The organism is Thiomicrorhabdus xiamenensis, from assembly GCF_013282625.1.
GTDB lineage: Bacteria > Pseudomonadota > Gammaproteobacteria > Thiomicrospirales > Thiomicrospiraceae > Thiomicrorhabdus > Thiomicrorhabdus xiamenensis.
This window is the reverse complement of record NZ_CP054020.1, coordinates 2,263,247-2,281,085: the sequence shown is the minus strand read 5'-3', so window position 1 is coordinate 2,281,085 and position 17,839 is coordinate 2,263,247. Positions and strand designations below refer to the sequence as shown.

At 48.2% G+C, this 17,839-nt stretch carries 19 protein-coding genes; 8 read left to right on the top strand and 11 right to left on the bottom strand.

Annotated features, from left to right (window positions below; all coding sequences use genetic code 11):
* Window positions 1-139: 139 nt before the first annotated feature.
* Entirely contained in the window at window positions 140-907 is a 768-nt protein-coding gene (locus HQN79_RS10550; RefSeq protein ID WP_173286315.1) for a hypothetical protein, read from the top strand.
* 37 nt (window positions 908-944) lie between these two features.
* On the opposite strand, the gene HQN79_RS10545 is transcribed toward HQN79_RS10550, so the two are convergent.
* From HQN79_RS10545 to ppnN, 4 genes are all read right to left on the bottom strand, one after another.
* Window positions 945-1,814, bottom strand: a complete 870-nt coding sequence (locus HQN79_RS10545) for a peptidoglycan-binding protein (protein WP_173286313.1) — start codon at window positions 1,812-1,814, stop codon at window positions 945-947.
* Window positions 1,815-1,856: 42 nt separating this feature from the next.
* On the bottom strand, window positions 1,857-2,831 hold the full coding sequence (locus HQN79_RS10540) for an alpha/beta hydrolase (RefSeq protein ID WP_173286311.1): 975 nt from the start codon (window positions 2,829-2,831) through the stop codon (window positions 1,857-1,859).
* A gap of 196 nt (window positions 2,832-3,027) precedes the next feature.
* Window positions 3,028-4,266, bottom strand: coding sequence for a DEAD/DEAH box helicase (locus tag HQN79_RS10535; RefSeq protein ID WP_173286309.1), 1,239 nt, complete (start codon window positions 4,264-4,266; stop codon window positions 3,028-3,030).
* A gap of 21 nt (window positions 4,267-4,287) precedes the next feature.
* A complete protein-coding gene (ppnN, locus tag HQN79_RS10530) occupies window positions 4,288-5,664 on the bottom strand; it encodes a nucleotide 5'-monophosphate nucleosidase PpnN (protein ID WP_173286307.1) in 1,377 nt (458 codons plus the stop codon).
* Between the two features lie 75 nt (window positions 5,665-5,739).
* Between ppnN and HQN79_RS10525 the strand changes: the two genes are divergently transcribed.
* The 5 genes from HQN79_RS10525 to HQN79_RS10505 all read left to right on the top strand — a co-directional run bounded on the left by HQN79_RS10525 (window position 5,740) and on the right by HQN79_RS10505 (window position 11,281).
* Window positions 5,740-6,843: an AI-2E family transporter gene (locus HQN79_RS10525; protein ID WP_173286305.1), complete on the top strand. Its 1,104-nt coding sequence runs from the start codon at window positions 5,740-5,742 to the stop codon at window positions 6,841-6,843.
* Between the two features lie 81 nt (window positions 6,844-6,924).
* The gene (locus HQN79_RS10520) at window positions 6,925-8,046 is read left to right on the top strand and encodes an MBL fold metallo-hydrolase (RefSeq protein ID WP_173286303.1); all 1,122 of its coding nucleotides are present in this window, start codon (window positions 6,925-6,927) and stop codon (window positions 8,044-8,046) included.
* A gap of 370 nt (window positions 8,047-8,416) precedes the next feature.
* On the top strand, window positions 8,417-8,710 hold the full coding sequence (locus tag HQN79_RS10515; RefSeq protein ID WP_173286301.1) for a GIY-YIG nuclease family protein: 294 nt from the start codon (window positions 8,417-8,419) through the stop codon (window positions 8,708-8,710).
* Between the two features lie 112 nt (window positions 8,711-8,822).
* On the top strand, window positions 8,823-10,253 hold the full coding sequence (locus HQN79_RS10510) for a hypothetical protein (RefSeq protein ID WP_173286299.1): 1,431 nt from the start codon (window positions 8,823-8,825) through the stop codon (window positions 10,251-10,253).
* Between the two features lie 188 nt (window positions 10,254-10,441).
* The gene (locus tag HQN79_RS10505) at window positions 10,442-11,281 is read left to right on the top strand and encodes a damage-control phosphatase ARMT1 family protein (protein WP_173286297.1); all 840 of its coding nucleotides are present in this window, start codon (window positions 10,442-10,444) and stop codon (window positions 11,279-11,281) included.
* Here HQN79_RS10505 and HQN79_RS12150 read toward each other — a convergent pair.
* The 3 genes from HQN79_RS12150 to HQN79_RS10495 form a co-directional block, all read right to left on the bottom strand.
* Window positions 11,278-11,403 (bottom strand): hypothetical protein, encoded by a 126-nt coding sequence (locus tag HQN79_RS12150; protein ID WP_256438065.1) that lies wholly within the window; start codon window positions 11,401-11,403, stop codon window positions 11,278-11,280. The genes HQN79_RS10505 and HQN79_RS12150 overlap by 4 nt on opposite strands.
* A gap of 248 nt (window positions 11,404-11,651) precedes the next feature.
* Window positions 11,652-11,930, bottom strand: a complete 279-nt coding sequence (locus tag HQN79_RS10500; protein ID WP_173286295.1) for a helix-hairpin-helix domain-containing protein — start codon at window positions 11,928-11,930, stop codon at window positions 11,652-11,654.
* 73 nt (window positions 11,931-12,003) lie between these two features.
* The gene (locus HQN79_RS10495; RefSeq protein ID WP_173286293.1) at window positions 12,004-12,324 is read right to left on the bottom strand and encodes a cupin domain-containing protein; all 321 of its coding nucleotides are present in this window, start codon (window positions 12,322-12,324) and stop codon (window positions 12,004-12,006) included.
* 88 nt (window positions 12,325-12,412) lie between these two features.
* On the opposite strand from HQN79_RS10495, the gene HQN79_RS10490 reads away from it, so the two are divergent.
* On the top strand, window positions 12,413-12,703 hold the full coding sequence (locus HQN79_RS10490) for a ssr3402 family protein (protein WP_173286291.1): 291 nt from the start codon (window positions 12,413-12,415) through the stop codon (window positions 12,701-12,703).
* A 104-nt stretch (window positions 12,704-12,807) separates the two neighbouring features.
* Here HQN79_RS10490 and folE2 read toward each other — a convergent pair whose 3' ends face one another.
* From folE2 to HQN79_RS10470, 4 genes are all read right to left on the bottom strand, one after another.
* Window positions 12,808-13,764, bottom strand: coding sequence for a GTP cyclohydrolase FolE2 (folE2, locus tag HQN79_RS10485; protein WP_173286289.1), 957 nt, complete (start codon window positions 13,762-13,764; stop codon window positions 12,808-12,810).
* A 125-nt stretch (window positions 13,765-13,889) separates the two neighbouring features.
* On the bottom strand, window positions 13,890-14,924 hold the full coding sequence (locus tag HQN79_RS10480) for a CobW family GTP-binding protein (RefSeq protein WP_173286287.1): 1,035 nt from the start codon (window positions 14,922-14,924) through the stop codon (window positions 13,890-13,892).
* Between the two features lie 5 nt (window positions 14,925-14,929).
* On the bottom strand, window positions 14,930-16,273 hold the full coding sequence (locus HQN79_RS10475; protein ID WP_173286285.1) for an FAD-dependent oxidoreductase: 1,344 nt from the start codon (window positions 16,271-16,273) through the stop codon (window positions 14,930-14,932).
* 118 nt (window positions 16,274-16,391) lie between these two features.
* The gene (locus HQN79_RS10470) at window positions 16,392-16,733 is read right to left on the bottom strand and encodes an ArsR/SmtB family transcription factor (RefSeq protein WP_173286283.1); all 342 of its coding nucleotides are present in this window, start codon (window positions 16,731-16,733) and stop codon (window positions 16,392-16,394) included.
* A 170-nt stretch (window positions 16,734-16,903) separates the two neighbouring features.
* On the opposite strand from HQN79_RS10470, the gene HQN79_RS10465 reads away from it, so the two are divergent.
* The gene (locus tag HQN79_RS10465) at window positions 16,904-17,839 is read left to right on the top strand and encodes an MBL fold metallo-hydrolase (protein WP_238843365.1); all 936 of its coding nucleotides are present in this window, start codon (window positions 16,904-16,906) and stop codon (window positions 17,837-17,839) included.

Genomic DNA, 17,839 nt, shown 5'->3' with positions numbered 1-17,839 from the left:
TGAAATTCTCTGTATAGAGCGCGAGTTGATGACTGTCAATTTAGCGTACACAAAGCAGAGCGACACCGGTCTTCGCTATACATTTCCCTGTTTTTTAGAGGTATGCTGTCAGCATCGCTTTCTGCAAGGTAATGACGTAATGTTTTTTCGATCAATGGTTGCCGTTGGGCTGCTTGTATTTTCCCATCTTGCTTTCTCCGGTACCTGGTACGATCCGAAGTTGCCTTTTAAAGAAGCCGTGGTGACTTATCAGGTTCAGGGAACCATGAGTGGAACCAAGACCGTTTTCGTTCGCGAATATGGCCGAAAAAGCGCGGAGTACAGCGATCTTTCGATGAGCGTATTCGGTATGAAGCAGCAGCAGAAAGAGATTGTCATTACCGAACCGGAATGGATTTATACTTTCGATATGGTGAATCATTCTGCGGTCAAAACCAGCAATCCCACCAAGATTTTCAAACAGGAGCTGGATAAATACACGGCGGAAGAACAGGCTAAAATCGCCGAAAATGCCGGTAAAAATGGGGTTTACCTGCTAAAAGGCATGCAAGGGAAGGTTCAGAAGGATATTCTCACTCTGCATGGCTACCGCTGCGATATGACCAGCGCGACCGGGGTTAAGGTTTTTACCATCTCCGGAACCGGTTTTCCGCTCAAAACTATCAGTCAGATTATGGGCGTCACTTCGGTAGAGGAAGCGGTTGAAGTCCGTCAGGAAAATCCGCCTGACGAGCGTTTTGAAAAACCTCAGGGGATCGAGGTTGATTACGATCCTGCAATCGATCAGATGATGCGCGATCAGATCAAAAGGACCCTGAAAAATCTCTTGCTTGGTGTACCGCTGGAGTCCAAAGCGCGGCACGAACAGGAGATGTTATCCGCAGAGCGTAAAGCGTTACATAATTGATGAAACCTACGCATTTCAAAGAGTCCTGTTCCCGGACTCAAACATCCTGCCATTGATGCAGCGCCTGACGCCACATATTCGCTTCTGCCTGACGGCGTTTATTCAATCCGGAACTTGTTGACCATAGACGTTGCATCGAGAGAATTTCATCTTCGACACGATTAAGAATCGTTTTACGCTCGGTTTCTGAAAGTCCTGAATTTTCTGCTTCTTGCAGGATTTGCTGAATATTGCGCATTTCGCGACGTCGAGAGCCGTTCAGCGAGGTACCGCGATTGTAAACCAGGCTTACCAGAACGGAGCGAAGCGGTTTAGGCAATGTGCTGATGGAAGGGTAGATTGATTCGGTCTGTGTAAAAAAATTGGGAATGGTATAACGGGAAAAGACCTGCCAGGCGGCCGTAAAAGGGATGTTGATATCCAGTTCCTTGAGTTCGTCGCTTCTCTGTCTGTTGCCTTTGTGCCCGATATCTTTGCTCAGTTCGTTAACAACCTCCTGCGATAGAAGTTCTCCCCAGTCATTTTCAAAGGCGTCGAGTGAATGAAAACGCAGATCATAGCCGACACCGATCGTGATGCCACTGGCATGTCCCGGATAGTGCGGCCATTTGGTAAAGCGTTCGTAAAAAGCTAAACCGCCAGTCTCTTCCCGGGCGATAAAGGCGATACCGTCCGTATTCAGACGCTCAAAGGGTTCAGGTTGGGCTTCCAGCCACTGCCATAATTCGCTGCCGGCAATCCCAGTGACCGTTTGATTGGCGGCTTCTTGCGCAAAACGCACGCCGCGTTCGGTTCCCGGGCCGAAATCCCCATCGACGGAAAGCATGGCTCCGACACGGTTAAGCAGCGATTGCAAGGGTTTGACCGCATCGCTGATCGTATGTCTTTGTAGCGTTGGATGAGTCATCTTCGCTCCTTTCCTAATCTCAGTTGATCGCCTGGCATAGGACTAATCTTCGTAACGAATAACGGTTGAGCGCTGATCCGGATCTTCTGGAAAAACACGTCCGCTGTGAATGCACTGGAAGATATGTTTGAACACCAGCCCGGGGTTGCCGTCACCGTCGCTTCTGAAGTAGCTGTGCCCTTTAAGGTCGTAACGGCTGTTGACGTCATCGCAGTCCACCTTGTAGACATTCTGCGGCGTCTTGTTCATGTTTTCAGGGCCGGAATGACCAAGACGGCGCGAGGCGACTTTATTTCTGACATTCGCCACTTTACTGGCTCTGAGGGCCAGGTCGTCACCGGCGAAATAGACTACGACATTGCGCGAAGCGTCACTGATAAGGCGGCCACGCTCGTCACGGTGAACCGACTCGTTTTCGATATCTGCGGCAACCAGAAACGTATTGCGAAAGAGCATCGGAACCCCGGCGCCAAGATCGTATTTGTTCCAAGCTTGCAGGGTTTCGCGCAATACCCGGTTGCCCATGGAATGAGCGAGTACGTTGATTCTTTTCAGACAGGGGGCGTAATCGGGTTTATGGGCTTCTTGATCACGCCACTGCATAAAGTGGTTAAGCGCCCGCGAGAAAGAACTGGCACTGCTGTCGGCGGATTTCTGATCGTCCCAGTAGTCGTTGATAATGCCCAGATCGTTGTCGCAAGGCCAGATCACGGGCACCACCAGAACTTCTTTCGGTTTTTCGCGATCGCAGAGTTGCTGAAATTCTTGAGCGGCTTCGAAGACGTCATCCGGAAGATTCGAGTAGCCGTGAATATATAGCAGGACTTGTCGGTAATCGGATTTTTTCAGCTCGCTCATCAGGTTTTCGCCCATGATTTCATTCATGCTGCCATCGGGGTGTCGCTGGCAGTAAAAGACGGAGTTGCTTGGCGCGTTATTGTTCAGGTCGAATTTGAAAGGACGGTTTTTTCGGCTGCGGATCGAGCCTTTAGGGAATCGGTTGGTGATAAATAACATACAACTTCCTTTACTGTGCTTTTGACCTTTTTAAAATAGCTTTAAAGGTACAAAAGTTCATTAGGTAAGTTGTATTTACTCTGTTAAAGTGTCAGAGAAATTGATGCAGGGTAATTTTATCTATCTGTAATCGTAGCCTTAAGGAGTGTTTCAAGGAGGAGGGGGAGGACTCACCTGAAATGGTGAGTCCGTTGATTTATTTTTTGCTTTTTTTCTTGCTAGCGGCTTTTTTCTTGGCGCTTTTTTTGGGTTTCTTTTTCTGAGCTTTGGATTGAACTTTAATCGCCGATTTAATGGTGAAGTTCGGCTCCAAGCCGGCGATTTTGGCTTCCGGAATTTTCTGCTGCAGGTGATATTCGATGCGTTCCAGCGCTTTAAGGTCATGGCGTTCGACCAGATTGACGGCGATACCGACCTGCTGCGCACGACCGGTTCGGCCTATGCGGTGAATATAGATGTCGCCGCGATAAGGCAGGTCATAGTTAATGACATGCGTGATATTAAGCATATCTAGTCCGCGCGCGGCAACATCGGTTGCCACCAGTACTTTGATCTTACCGCTTTTGAATTTCTGCATTTTCTCAAGGCGAACCGCCTGAATAAAATCGCCATGCAGCACCTGTGCACTGATATTCTGCGACTGCAGAAAATCGGTTACGGCAATAGCGCGTTCTTTTTTGTTGCAGAAGACAATCGCGCTTTGGCAGGAAGGGTCATTTAGCAGGTTGGTCAGAAGCGCGTGCTTGTGATCCTTGTCATTGGCAAGATAGCTGACCTGTTGAATTTGTTCCGACTTCCGGTTCGGTGCGTCAATCAGGATTTCCACCGGCTCGTCGAGAATTTCATCAGCGAATTTACGCACGCCGCTTCCGGACAGGGTAGCCGAGAAGAGCCCGGCTTGGAAATCGCCTGGAATCGCTTCAAGCAGTGTTCTGACTGTCGGTCCCTGACCCATATCAAGCATACGGTCGGCTTCGTCAATGATCAGCAGTTCGACATAGGATAGGTTGACCTGATCCTCCTCCATCATTTTCGAGAGACGGCCGGGAGTTGCAACCAGAATGTCGGTTGGGTTACTCAGTGTCTGCGCTTGTTTTCCCTGATTGAAACCGCCGGTAATAACAGCTGTCGGGAATTCGCAGTGGGTACCGAGCTGTTTGACCGTTTTATGAATCTGGAAAGCCAGTTCGCGTGTCGGCGCCAGTATCAATACTCTTGGGAAACGAGCCGGTCTCGGCTCGTCGAGCAGATACTGCAATGCAGGAATGACAAAGGCGGCAGTTTTTCCGGTACCGGTTGCTGCGCCTGCCAGAACATCGGCACGATCCAGCATTGCCGGGATCGCTTCCTGCTGTACCGGGGTTGGTTTGTGGTAACCGATCTTCTCAATTGCGCTGAGCAGAATCGGGTCAAGGTCGAATTCGTCAAAGGTCATGTTGCTGTCTTTTTATTGTTCTTATTCTTGGTGCACTATTGTATAACAGGGGTTATAGTCGCTGGCATCGAGTTTCATGCGTTTTTGATCGACGAACTTCTGCAGCAGCTTATCCATAGCGTGCATAATATCGGCGTCGCCACTGATGCGGAAAGGACCGTGCTGTTCGATCTCTCTGAGGCCTTCCGCCTTGACGTTTCCGGCAACAATACCGGAGAACGCCTTACGCAGCTGACTGGCGAGTTTATAGGCCGGCTGATCCTTATGCAGGTCCAGATTGGCCATGTTTTCGTGGGTTGGAATAAACGGCTGTTGCTGATCCAGTTCCAGTGTCAGGCGCCAGTTGAAGTAGTAGGCGTCGCTGGAGGCTTTCCGATCCTGACGCACCGTTTCCATTGCGAATTTCATTTTGGTCGCAACATCGCGCGGATGTTCGATAATGACTTCGAACAGTTCACAGGCTTTGGCGCCAAGCGTTTCGCTAATAAATTCCATAATGGCGTCGAAATATTCGCGGCTGGCCTCATTCCCGGTCAATATAACCGGCATCGGAATGTCCTGGTTTTCCGGGTGCAGCAGGATGCTGATCAGATACAGCAATTCTTCCATGGTGCCGGCGCCGCCCGGGAAAATCACGATGCCGTGCCCGAGGCGGACAAAGGCTTCCAGACGTTTTTCGATGTCCGGCATAATGCATAGTTCGGTGACAAAGGCGTTTGGCGCTTCGGCGGCGATAATGCCCGGTTCGGTAATACCGATATAACGGCCGTGCTGATAACGCTGTTTTCCGTGGCCGAGCATAGCGCCTTTCATCGGGCCTTTCATGACTCCCGGGCCACAACCGGTACAGATATCCAGATTACGCAATCCGAGTTCATAGCCGAGATGTTTACTGTATTTGTACTCTTCGCCGGATACCGAATGGCCGCCCCAGCAGACAACGATATTCGGTGTAGTATTGGCTTTGAGCAGTTGGGCATTGCGAGCGATATGGAAAATGGCATTGGTAATGCCGTGGCTGCGCAGCAAATTAAACTGTCCGCTGTCGAGCACATCGTTGCGCGCATAGACAAGGTCGCGGATAACCGCGTACAGATGTTCTTTAAGACCGACAATTAACTGGTTATCGACAAAGGCGTGGCGCGGCGCGTTTTTAATAATTAATTGAACGCCGCGGCCTTTGACACTGACCATAATGTCGAAGTCCTGATATTTTTCCAGTAGCGTGAGCATATTGTCTTCGTTTGAGCCGGTATTGAGAACCGCCAGCGCACATTGGCGCAAAATCTCGTTCAAGCCGCTTTGGGTTGCATCGCTCAACTGATTGGCTTCCTGATAGGAAAGGATCTGCAATGAGCCTTCCGGACGAATAATGACTTCAGCGATATCGGTATTCATAGAGATGTCTTTTTAATTGGAATTCATTAAGAATTTTACGTAATCTAAACAGCGTTCATCTGTTGAGGGTCTATTATGCGTGACAGTCGTCCTTATGAGGAAGGTTTTTTAATTATTTTGCTGCTGTTGGCCATTGTCGGCCTCTTCTGGCTTTTTAACCCTTTTCTGGAAGCGTTGTTTTTCGCCATGATCGTCGCAACCGCCAGTTATCCTTACTATCTCAAGCTGCAGAAACGTTTCGACTATTCGCCGACGGTTGCTTCTGGGGTGATGAGCACGCTGATCTTTCTTGGTGTCATCGCGCCGGTAACCTATCTGTTGGTAGAAATCAGTTTGCAGGTCGGACAGTTGTATGGTCAGGCCCAGACCTGGCTCGGCCAGCAGAGCCCGGAATCTCTGGCCAAGCTGAATGCTTCGCTGATCGCTTATCTGCCGATCAGCGAAAATACCCAGATGGATCTGCTGGCGCAACTGAAAGCGCATTCGCAGAAGATCCTCGACTTTGTTCAGAAAGTGACCGTTTTTCTGCTACAGGGTGTATTGGGGACGACCTCTTCTTTTATTACTTTCCTTGGCTTGTCGGTTTTTGCGCTGTTTTTTTTCTATCGTGACGGCAGTGCGATCGCCAGGCATCTTAAAGTACTTTCGCCTCTGGAAAACAAGTTCGATAGTATGATTATGAACCGTTTTTCCAGCCTCTCCAGCGTGTTGACTTTGAGTGTACTGGGCATCGCTGTTCTGCAAGGCGTTTCGTTTGCGGTATTGGCATGGATCCTTGGATTGCCGGGGATGTTCATCGGTATGGCGATTGCCGTGACCTCTTTTGTGCCGATTGTCGGCGCGGCGCTGGTATGGGTGCCTCTGGTGATCTATACCGGCTTGCAGGGTGAGTATATCAGCGCCGTGGTTATCGCTGTCTGGGGGATCGTGGTCACCGGTTTTATTATTGATAATGTTGTCCGTCCGATTCTGATTAAGCGCTTGACGGCGGTGGTCGGTGGCGGAGGCAACGATATGGCGGTGGCCAATCATACCTTGATTACGGTACTGTCCACCTTTGCCGGCTTGATCCATTTCGGTGTCATCGGCCTGTTCTTCGGTCCGGTTATCGCCGCGATGGCGATAACCATTTTCGATGTTTATGAAGAGATGCATTCAGAGCGATTAGACCGTACATAAAAAAAATTGAAGTTTTCCGGGGTGCTGAGCAGCGCAGAGTTGGTGTTATGATTTGGGTGAAGCAATTGAAGGGAGAAAACAATGAAGTTGCTGAACCGATCTCGTTTTTTTGTCAGTAAAACCGGTGTCCTGTTTGCCGGAATCGTTCTAGGATTGACGGCAAATAATGCTGTTGCGCAGGAGAAAGATCCTTACCTGGCGGGCTTCGAGGCCTATGCAAAGGAGGTGCGAAGCTATACCGACAGTCTGTATAAGGCGGTTAACAGTTATGTTGCCGACGCCGAACGCACTGAAAAATCGGTTGGCTATATTGGACGCGTATTGCCGATTCCAAAAGCGCAAAAGGTCACCGATGGCGTCTATACGGTGGTAGGCAGTATGATCTGGCATAACCCGGCGAATTTCGGCCTCAATAACAACCTCTCCTTTATTGTTTTCGAGGACGGCGTCTTTGTTTTCAATGCCGGAGCCAATCCGGCTCTGGCTTACAGTTTGCACCAGCAGATCAAGCAGGTAACCAGCAAGCCGGTCAAATGGGTGGCGGTCGAAAATAATCAGGGACACGCCTATCTCGGCGCCAGCTACTGGGTCGATGTCGGTGTGAAAAACCTCTATTCGAGCCAGTTGGCGAATGATCAGTTTGATGCCGCTTTTGACATGATTAAAGCGGAGTGGGGTACTCGCGTCGGCAAGGAATTAACTCTGCATGCACGAAATGTATCCGACAAATTCACGACTTTCGAGAATGAACTGGCCATTGATGTTGGTGGCGGAGAGAAAGTGATACTGAAGGACTTCGGTCCAGGGCATACTCCGGCTTCGACCAGTGCCTATATTCCGTCGCGTAAGGTGATTCTTACCGGCGATCTCGGTTTTAACGAGCGTATGCCGGTATTCTTCAGCTACACGGATTCTTTTGCGTGGGAAGCCTCGTTCAAGAGGATGATGGATGAAATTCCGGCAGATACGATTGTTGTGCCGGGACATGGTACGCCGACCGATATGCAGACGGCGAAGAAACAGATGTATGATTATCTGGTTTATATGCATAAGGAAGTGCAAAAAGTCGTAGATGCCGGCGGCAAGATGGAAGACGCCGTGCAGGTCGATCAATCGATGTATAAGGATCGTCCGGTTTTCCAGCAGGCGGCGACCAATAATGCTGAGCATATTTACATCGAAATTACCGGCGGCGACTTTTAATTTGAGTCTGATTTGGTAAGTTTCTTTGTTGGGCGTAGATTCATTAAGTGATACTTAACTTCGTCTGCTCCCGCCGCGAACTTTCCTCAAATAATCTCTCAAATTAGGTCAAAATACCTTGCCTGGAAATCTTTAAAAATCATCTCCCATATGCCTAAACTAGACTTGGTAATTTTATTTGGCGTTTGGTTCGTTTAGGTGTTACTTAACGTCACCAAGCGCCGCATGGAATTGCGCCAAAACTTCCTCGAAAATGGCATTAAAGCTTTTTGGAAAATCATATCCGGTTTTATATGTTTTTGATTTTTCCTGGCCTTCTCTGTAGCGAAAGAACTTTAAAAAAACGGTAAAGTTCTTTAATCTTCCCTGTATGTCTAATCACGATATTAATACGGATCCTCAGGCGTCCGAGCTCTGCTGGTCGGTTTATCTTTTGCGTTGCGCCGATAATTCGCTTTATTGCGGCATTACCAATAATCTTTCCAAGCGCCTGAAGCAGCACAACGGAGAGTTGGTCGGGGGGGCGAAATACACCAAAAGCCGCCAGCCATGCCGATTGGTTTACTCTGAACAAGCCTCCAGTCGCAGCCATGCGAGCCAGAGAGAGTATCAGATTAAACGCCTGTCCAAGGCCGAAAAAGAGCGTCTGGCGCAAGCTGTATAAATGCCATGGATAAAGTGTTTTAATTTTCTTGAATAAGAGTTCTTTTCTCTTCGGCTAGAAAGGGTAAAATCTCTGTTAATATTAAAAATCTATCTTCCTTTAAGATTCCACTATGCCGGGCACTCATTACGACAATGATCACTCTTTTATTGAAAGTCTGCCGACAGAATTAAAGCTGGTCGCCTATCGGATTATCCGTAAAGACTCTCTGGAAACCATGCTGCTTAATCTGCGCAGTCAACACTCCAAAGAGTTTGACGCCTTTCCCAAGCTGGGGCAGGTCAGCGCCGAGAAAAAAGAGCGGACGATACACGCCTGCATTGTCGCTAAAATCACCGGACTCGATAAAACCTTGTATATCAATTCGGACCACGAGGTTTTCATTAACGAAGTGCTCTTCAAGTCGCTGCGCTTTCTGTCCAAACGTGCTCTGGAATTTACCGATGAGAGTGATGAAACACTGCTGGACTATCTTAAACTGGCGCATTCGAAAACTTATCAATGGCTCCACAAATCGGATAATGAAGACCGCCGAACTTTGGCGATCCGCAAACGTTTTCAGAACACGCGTCGTTATTTCCGTTATAGAGCAAAGCTGAAATACCACTTTATCCGTATCGGTTCACAGGAAGGCAAAGAGGAGTTGACCGGCGATATCTATACCACCGGGATTCAACACTTCACCAAAATCGTTAATGAAAAGCTCGATATCCTGCACGCCAACTACCATACCAATATCCGACAGGCACTGGCGAAACCCTTTCCGGCGGCGTATCAGCTCTTTATGGTGGTCATTGAGCGGCTGGAATATCTGCGCAAGGTGTTGAATGGTATCTCGGTTGGCGTTCTGCCGATCGAAGAGGCGAAACGCTCTTTGCGCCAGGGAGTGGAGGAACCGCTTGATTACGCGTCACTGAGCGGGAATATCCGTACCGAGAGTATTCTGCGAGACTTCGAGGAAAAAATCGATCAGATCAGCGCCAGTACTCTGACGCTTTTGGAAAAATCGACGCCGCACCAGTTGTATGACGGACCGGTGCTCAAGCAGCTCAAAATTGACAAAGACATTGTCGATTATCAGGAAAAACGCGAGAAAAACCGTTCCTATCTGCTCTCCTCCTTTATCGATCTGTACAACTATGCGCAGCTGCTGGAAAAGATCTATAACAATATTTCGGCCAGTAACTACATTATTATTTTTCCGGAGTACTGGTCCGAGCATTATCACGACGCCTCACCGGTTGGTTTCTCTTTTTACAGCGAATTTCTGGTCAGCGTCAACGATATTCTGGAATTGTTCTTTCAGCTCGATCTTTCCGACGATCCGGATAAGAACGTCTATGATGTGATTCACCAGAAAGTGAAAGTGGTGCGTATCGACGAGCACCCCGATATCGGCTTTTATCAGATTTCCTGTCAGTTCCTGGCCCCGGCAGCGGAAACCATGAATACCTTACGTAAGGCTTTGCAATCTAAAGAAGTGATCGACGCTTTTGAATCCGCCGCTTTTATGGGCGAGGAAAACAATCCTCTGGCGATTTAAGCGCCTTAACATCAATTGGTCAGTCGGGGGCTTGTTCGATCTTAAAGGTTTGAAAAGCTTTTATGTCCTTTTTTCTTGATAAAATCCAATATAAATCTTGAATTGCCTTTGTCTAAGGCAGACAACCCGTTGCATTGAGATGCAGGTGCAACGGCTTTTTTTCTGATATTTTATTGAGAGCGCTCGCCATGAAATCCCAGCCGGAATGTTTTTCCTGTTTGTATGCACAGGCCCTGAAAACCAGTCGTCTGCTGAAGTTGAACGATGAGGAGTGTAAAGCGGTGTTGGATCGGGCCGCCCAGATTCTGCAATCACATTCACTGGATTCCACCGCGCCACAGATGGCGAAAGAGATTTATCAGGCAGTCAGTGAGATTAGCGGTATTGACGATCCGGTAAAGGAAGCGAAACAGATCGCGCTTGAGCAGGCGCAAAAGGTCGATACTTCGCAGATTAACACGCTGGAGGAAGCTCTCAAGCTCAGCGTGATCGGCAATGTAATCGATTTCGGAGCGCCTAATCAGTTTAACCTCCAGGCAACCGTCGATTCGCATTTTCATGAACCTTTTGCCAGAAACGATATTCTTAAATTGGAAGCGGATTTAGTGTCCGCCCGTTCGCTGGTTCTGATCGGTGATAATGTCGGCGAGCATATTCTTGATCTGCATCTGCTCAAAATCATTAAGCAGCGATACCCGCATCTGCAGCTGTATTTCTTCGTGCGTGGCAGGCCGGTGATCAATGATGTAACCATCGCGGAAGCTAAGATTTTTGAAGGGACAGCGGAAGTCATTGACTCCGGGGTGGCCACGCCGGGCTATGATCTGAGCGAAGTCAACGAGCGTTCTTTTGAACTGTTTAAAAACGCGGATGTCGTACTCGCCAAAGGGATGGGGAATTTTGAAAGCCTTTACCGGCAGACCCCGCGCGATGTCTATTATCTGTTTATCGTTAAATGCGAGGTGATTGCCAGAGCCATTAAGCAGTCGGTCAAGGATATGATTTTATGGAAAGAAGAGTCTCTTTAAGCTCTTCTAAGCTGTTTAAACGCAGACTGCTGGCAAATCACATGTGCATTCGCCAATTTATTTTTCAGTGCCTGTTGGTTGCGTAACTCAAAAACCTCTTTCAGAAACTTTAAACGACTCATCTTTGTATCCTTTCTTCTGTTGGGAATGAACGTTTTGCTTTGCTCAAAACGCAGGCTTAATAACCTCTTTAATGGGTATTAAGCATAAGCCATGCCAGAGATTTTTCTGTGCCGTAGAAAGGTAAGTTGTTTTTTATTTTTATGATTAAAAACAAATGGTTAAAGAGGTATTTTTTATATTGGAATTTTACAAATTCGAAAAGAAACGGGTCGATTCAGCATTCAGAAACGCTTTGATTTTACGGTCGTCATTTTTTTGACGACATTCTCTGTTTACGCTCCGGAGTGTAGTGCCACCATTTCTGTGCCGGTTCGCCTTGCATATAGCGGACAGCGGAGATAAAAACATCCAGCAGACAGGGGTCGAGTCTTGTTTGCATAATCTCGCAAAGGTCTTCATACAGTTGATAAGGGTCTTTATGGATCAGTTCCTGAGGGCTTTTCAGACCCAGTGTCATGAACTTGCCTTCAATGGCTGCGCCGACATTGGGAATGTCACGGAAATTTTTGATTTCGGTTAGGTGCATCGTTCGAGTTTCTCCAGAAAGCCCTTGCAGGGTATTTAAGGTGTTTTGATCTGTTTAACGGGATGAATGTCTGTTACAGATAAAACACCGCAAGCCAGATAGTAATTTTATCTGGATCGCTCCAAGCCACCTTGTGTTGTGTATGTGCCGGGATATTCAGATAATCGCCGGCAGTCAGCGGGTATTGAGTGCCATCACTAAATTCCAGAATCGCCTTGCCTTCCAAAACTAAAACCCACTCATTTTCATTCTGATCATACCAGCCTCTCTCCGGCGACGTATGCCCCTTGGAAACAATGCGCTCAATTCTTATCGATGAGGACTCGACAAGGGTTTCAAAAATTTCTAAATCAAGGTTTTCTGGGAGTGCTTTAAAGATATTGTCCAGTTGCATATTCAACCTCTACACTGAAAATTAAGATAGAACTTATGATTTATTTTATGGAATCTGTAAAAGGGTGCCGCAACAATCAGGAGGGAATATGAAGTCGATCATTTTCTTGGGCTTATTGGTCTTCAACACAGAGGCTTTCTCGGTTTTGTCGCCTTCGATTCAAGCGGATAAAGACCGTCATGCAATGGATGAGTATATTCGGGATCACCGGGCACTTCATGGCCATATCGAGCATATTGATTATGAAAATTTTGTTATCTATCTGGATAGCGGCTGCCGGTTGGTCTTTGAACGTGAAGAGCAGGTTCACCCGTCAAATTGGGTTGGCCCGGCCGGGATTCTTATTATGAACAGAAAAGAGTGCGAAGAGCTTAAGTAGAAATGATTGCAGAGTTTTATTTTGCTTCGATTCAGGAAGAAAGAAAAACCCGCCGAGAACTTTGTCCGGGCGGGCTTCTTTAGAGATGGAAGAAGTAAGGTGAATTACTTCATAGGATCCATCAAATTCGGTTCGTCGGTGTAACCGCCGTCGATCCCTTTGGTGACAATCGCTACCGCATCGTGCGGGTGCAGGCTTTCCAGGTGGTTAACGCGTACCCAGAAATCCAGGTAATGTTCTTCCTGAGCGCTAAGAGCGGCCTGCAAACGACGACTGGCGTCTTCGCAGAACATCAGGTTGGAGGCATTCAGGCGTGCGAATTCCTGTTCGTCTTCACGTTTAACCGCGGCCTGTACCGGCGTTTGCAGAGCGGCTTCAATGTCGTTAATCAGATTGGAAATGCCCAATGAATCGCTTTCCTCGACTTTGACCTTGACCTGAGCATAAGAGCGCTGGCTATGCGGCGTCGCACAGATACCTTCCGGTGTGCCCAGCCAAGCCATGACTTCGGCATAACTCAGATCTTTACCGTCGAAATCTCTTTCAAACGCTTCCTGAATCAGCTGGCGAGAAAGTGCAGCCGAGCAAGGACAGGTTGAAGAGTAAGGTACTTCGATGGATATCTCACAATCAAAATTGCCGTCACGCATTTCACCGCGGACAGTGCACGGATAGTGTTTCCAACCGCTGTTGTCGCTTTTCAGCGAGTTACGGCGCTCGTAGTAATCAAACTTGAACTCAACAAACGCATGCGAACTCAGTCCTTCATGCGATTCAATGAATTTATCCAAAATCGCTTTAACGCGGTTCGGTGAAAGCGGCTCTTCGGTTGCCATCTGATCGAGGATCAGATACAGTCGTGACATATGGATACCCTTGCTGAGCGGGTTTCCTAGATTGACGTAAGCTTGGGCTAAAGAGGACATACGAACGCTTTGCGAGGCATCCGTTCCTTGTTGAACCAAAACAGGCAGTTCAATGCCGCTCATTCCGACCCAATTAAGGGTTCCTTGTGGTGTTTGGTGCGGCTGACACGCGATATCGGGCATGTGCTTAGTCATGCAATTTCCTTCGGCTGTTGTGGACGGGTCCTATTGGCAAAAGCAAGTGGGGCACGTCTCGTGATTAAAAAATGAGCTGCGATTTTAACAAATATTTAAAAAAACGGCGGCTTAATTGTTGGAATTTAGCGAAGCTGGATAGCGCTAAGCAATTGAGATTCCATAGAAATAATAGTGTCTTTATGCGGTGGGATGCTGTTTGGTGCTTCTGTAAATAGACATTCCAGTCGGCTATCTTGTCGCCAGGCAATATCTTCTAATTGTAAATGGTTATCAATATAATTCAATAGCTGCCACTCTTTTCCTGTGCGCACCAAGCCTTTAGCGCGAGCCATAAGAGGAGCGAAATTGTCTATCCAGGCCTTCAATGCGATGCGGTTAAACTGCACTTCGGCACTGAATTGCCAGCCAATAGCGAGCAGTCGGCCGTTTTGCGGATCGATTTGCAGAAAAGCCTGTTCGACACCGGGAAGGGTGCTGTTCCAGTCGCGGTTTTCGCTTGCATGCACTGCGTCCGCGTTCTGTTTAAGGCTGAAATCCGTTGCAACGGCCTGAAACTGAAAAAGGGGGCGAGCTTGCTCGGGTGGCTTGAGTTGCTCGATGGTGATTTGGGCAAACTGTGTCGGCAGTATTGTTTTTTGAGTATATAGCCGTTTAAGGATCGCCTGACTCTTCGTCACTTCTTGTTGCGAGCTCAGGTCGGTTTTGTTGAGCACGATCAGATCGGCCAGTGTCACCAGATCGCGCATGACCTGCGATTTTTGCCAGCGTACTTCGGTCAGTTGCTGTGGCGTGATCACACACAGGGTTTTGTGGAGGGTGAACTGCGGGAACTGTTTCAGAGTATCGAGCACCTTGGCCGGGTGGCCGAGTCCGGTCGGTTCGATAAACAGTTTGTCGATTGGCTGACGACTCAATTCCCCGAGCGCTTGAGCCAGATTGAACTGCGCGGAGCAGCAGATGCAGCCGCCGGAAACGGCTTTAATCGTGACGGCGTTGTTTTGCGACAGGGTGGCACCGTCAATATCGACTTCGCCGAATTCGTTGATCAGTACCGCCCAGTTTTCGTTTTCCGGTTTCTGTTTAATCAGCTGCCTTAGACAGGTGGTTTTACCGCTGCCGAGGAGACCGCTGATTAAATACGTCGGAATGCCGGCCATCGCGATTAAGGCAGGTCTTTTCCGCCGAGGAGTTCGTCGATCGCCTGCTGCTTGTGCATCTGAATATTCAAACGTTCGCAGATGATTTGCGCGTCGCGGTAGGCATTACCAAGACAGGTGGTGGCACCCGGGGAAGGCGTCATATTGAAAATCAGGCGCTCGTTTTCCGGAACGATGCTCGCTTCTCCCAGCTTCAGCTGCATAGTAGTTTTGTCGATAACCTGAGGTCGCAGGCCACCGATGCCGGAGGCATATTCGAGATCTTCCGGTTTTAGATCCGGAATGATTTTCTGTGCGTCTTTTGCAAACAGGCGTTTACGCAACCATGGAATCTCGAAGGCAAAGTTACGCAAAATGTAGTTGCGGATGGTGCTGTCTTTCATCAGATCCCAGAAGACTTTGAGGACCTTTCGATCGAGTTTCAGGCTGCGCCAGAAATCCAGATAAGTTCCGCCGGTGTAGCGTTCCAGTTTCGGTAGAACCAGAGCCGTCGGCCCAAGACGGGTTTTGCTCAGTTCAACTAGGTCCGGGTCGCCGTGCAGCGCGGCAAAAGGCAGCTTGTCGTTCTGCATGGTATAGACTTTACCGTTCAGGATTTTCGGTACGTAATAGAAGCTGCCGGCCATTGGCAGAATCGACATGTCCATGCCGTGTCCTAATTGGTTGGCCAGTAGCAGGCTGTGACCGCCGGCGGAGACCACAACGAAATCCGCGAAGAACGTGCCTTGCGAGGTATTTAACTCGTAGCCGTCTTCAACTTTGCTGATTTTCTGTACTTCCGTGCTCAGGGAAACCTGAATTTCGGTATTGGTTTTACGTGCCTGATTAATCAGTGCCTTGGACATGTTGCCGTAATTGACTGCAGAATATTCGTCGGTACAGCCGGAAGCCAGAATGCGCTCCGGGCGGCGTTCGCCGTCTTTCATCGTCACCGCAGGTTCAACTTCGGCGATCTTGTCGGCGTCCCACAGTTCCATATACGGGAAGGCTTCGGCAAACTCGTGATGGCGTTTTTCCAGACGTTCACATTCGTCATCGCCGACGGCAAGAATCATTTTCGGGAATTTATACAGGAAGTCGTTCTTTTCAACCTGCTGGGCAAAGTATTCGATCATACTTGCCTGTTGTTTGACGACTTTGGCTTTTTCCAGTGTGTAGTTGGTTTCGATGTCGCCGCAGTGCAGGGTCTGGCTATTGGATCTTGCGCTGGAATTCAACGGTGCCAGGCTGCCGTACTTTTCAAGCATAGCCACTTTCTTTACATCGGTGTAACGTGACAGCATATAGGTCAAGGCACAACCCGAGATACCGCCGCCGACAATGACCACATCAAAAACTCTATTTTTCATTTACGCACTCTTAAGTGATGAAGCTGGAAAACCCGCTATTATATAAAAGATCGTGCCTGAAATGGGCAAGTGGATGATTTTTTGTGCTTTTTTTCTTAATTTTTTTACGCCGCGTATTTTACAGATTACAGCTTCTTGGTTTTTGCTCGTAAGCCTGTAGTTTTTGTAAATCCAAGCTTAACTGTTCGGACAAATGTCGCTTGAGTACTTCAAGGTTAAGTATTTGCAAGGTTTCGGGAATCAGCGCATAGTGCATCCAGGTTCCGTCGCGCCAGGACGTGACCAAGCCGGAGTTCTTCAGATAGGCTAGATGACGGGACACGGTACTTTGATTCAGTTCCAGTGTTTCGACCAGATCGCAGACACAGAGCGATTCGCGCTGTAGTAGCAAGTGGACGATGCGCAGGCGGACTGGTTCCGAGAGCGCTTTAAAGGTTTGAGTGACGGTTTCTAATGTCATAAATTTTGACGGGTTCTATTGTGTATCAATCTCGACGGATGTTTTCCGATGTCTGTCTATTTTGAAGCAAATGCACGGATTTTTCTAAAACTTTTAAAAGTGCTTTGAAAGTTTCCGGTTTGAGAATAATATATTTGCTTATGCGTATATGTGAATCTTGGAGGTATCTCGTGGATTGGTCGAAAAAAATTTCAGTTTTAGTCACTTTCTGTCTGAGTCTGTTTGCTGTTCCCGGGCAGGCCATGGAGTTTCACTTTAAGCCGGTTGCGGATCAGGTTTATGCTTACATCGGGCCTTTAACGAATCGTTCGGAAGAAAATTTGGGGTTGAATAATAATATCGGCCTTGTAATAACCGAGGATGGCGCCGTGTTGATCGACTCGGGCGCGGGAGATGTTTCTGCCAAAGCGTTGGAAAAAGCGGCAGGAGAAGTGACCGATAAATCGATTATTGCAGTGATCAATACCGGCAGTCAGGATCATCGTTGGTTAGGAAATCATTATTTTGCTCAAAAGGGTGTCCCCGTCTATGCGCTCTCGCGGACGGTGGCGACTCAGAAGAAGATGGCGGCAGAACTGATTGAAAAGATGTCCAAAGTTTCTTCTGTTTTTGCTGGAACTTCGCCTGAGCATGCCGCAAAGCCTTTTGAAGGGAACGACGCTCAGTTTAATATCGGTGGCGTGGATTTTGCGCTTAAATTTTTCGGTGATGCGCATTTTCCCGGTGATGTCGTTGTCTGGTTGCCGCAGCAGAAAATTCTGTTTTCAGGCGATCTGATTTACGTAGACCGAATGCTTGGAGTGCATCCGTTTTCCAAGGTGGCGAGTTGGCGCAACGCCTTTCATCAGGCCGAAGCTTTGCCGGCGGTAAAGATTGTCCCCGGACACGGACAGGTTTGCGATTGGAATAAGGCGCGTCAGGATACCGGAGCTTATCTGGATAAACTGGTTGACGTTATGTCTGCAGCGGCGGATGAAATGCTCGGCGTAGATCAGGCAGTTGCCGATAATAAGGATTGGCCGGAATTTAAACACCTGGAGCATTACGACTCTTGGCATAAAATGATTCTTAACCGTACTTACTTACAGTTTGAGCAGGGGCTCTAA

Excerpts from the sequence above, each read along its gene's own strand:
- HQN79_RS10550 (WP_173286315.1), top strand. The coding sequence starts at position 140 with ATGTTTTTTCGATCAATGGTTGCCGTTGGGCTGCTTGTATTTTCCCAT.
- HQN79_RS10545 (WP_173286313.1), bottom strand. The coding sequence starts at position 1,814 with ATGACTCATCCAACGCTACAAAGACATACGATCAGCGATGCGGTCAAA.
- HQN79_RS10540 (WP_173286311.1), bottom strand. The coding sequence starts at position 2,831 with ATGTTATTTATCACCAACCGATTCCCTAAAGGCTCGATCCGCAGCCGA.
- HQN79_RS10535 (WP_173286309.1), bottom strand. The coding sequence starts at position 4,266 with ATGACCTTTGACGAATTCGACCTTGACCCGATTCTGCTCAGCGCAATT.
- ppnN (WP_173286307.1), bottom strand. The coding sequence starts at position 5,664 with ATGAATACCGATATCGCTGAAGTCATTATTCGTCCGGAAGGCTCATTG.
- HQN79_RS10525 (WP_173286305.1), top strand. The coding sequence starts at position 5,740 with ATGCGTGACAGTCGTCCTTATGAGGAAGGTTTTTTAATTATTTTGCTG.
- HQN79_RS10520 (WP_173286303.1), top strand. The coding sequence starts at position 6,925 with ATGAAGTTGCTGAACCGATCTCGTTTTTTTGTCAGTAAAACCGGTGTC.
- HQN79_RS10515 (WP_173286301.1), top strand. The coding sequence starts at position 8,417 with ATGTCTAATCACGATATTAATACGGATCCTCAGGCGTCCGAGCTCTGC.
- HQN79_RS10510 (WP_173286299.1), top strand. The coding sequence starts at position 8,823 with ATGCCGGGCACTCATTACGACAATGATCACTCTTTTATTGAAAGTCTG.
- HQN79_RS10505 (WP_173286297.1), top strand. The coding sequence starts at position 10,442 with ATGAAATCCCAGCCGGAATGTTTTTCCTGTTTGTATGCACAGGCCCTG.
- HQN79_RS12150 (WP_256438065.1), bottom strand. The coding sequence starts at position 11,403 with ATGAGTCGTTTAAAGTTTCTGAAAGAGGTTTTTGAGTTACGCAACCAA.
- HQN79_RS10500 (WP_173286295.1), bottom strand. The coding sequence starts at position 11,930 with ATGCACCTAACCGAAATCAAAAATTTCCGTGACATTCCCAATGTCGGC.
- HQN79_RS10495 (WP_173286293.1), bottom strand. The coding sequence starts at position 12,324 with ATGCAACTGGACAATATCTTTAAAGCACTCCCAGAAAACCTTGATTTA.
- HQN79_RS10490 (WP_173286291.1), top strand. The coding sequence starts at position 12,413 with ATGAAGTCGATCATTTTCTTGGGCTTATTGGTCTTCAACACAGAGGCT.
- folE2 (WP_173286289.1), bottom strand. The coding sequence starts at position 13,764 with ATGACTAAGCACATGCCCGATATCGCGTGTCAGCCGCACCAAACACCA.
- HQN79_RS10480 (WP_173286287.1), bottom strand. The coding sequence starts at position 14,924 with ATGGCCGGCATTCCGACGTATTTAATCAGCGGTCTCCTCGGCAGCGGT.
- HQN79_RS10475 (WP_173286285.1), bottom strand. The coding sequence starts at position 16,273 with ATGAAAAATAGAGTTTTTGATGTGGTCATTGTCGGCGGCGGTATCTCG.
- HQN79_RS10470 (WP_173286283.1), bottom strand. The coding sequence starts at position 16,733 with ATGACATTAGAAACCGTCACTCAAACCTTTAAAGCGCTCTCGGAACCA.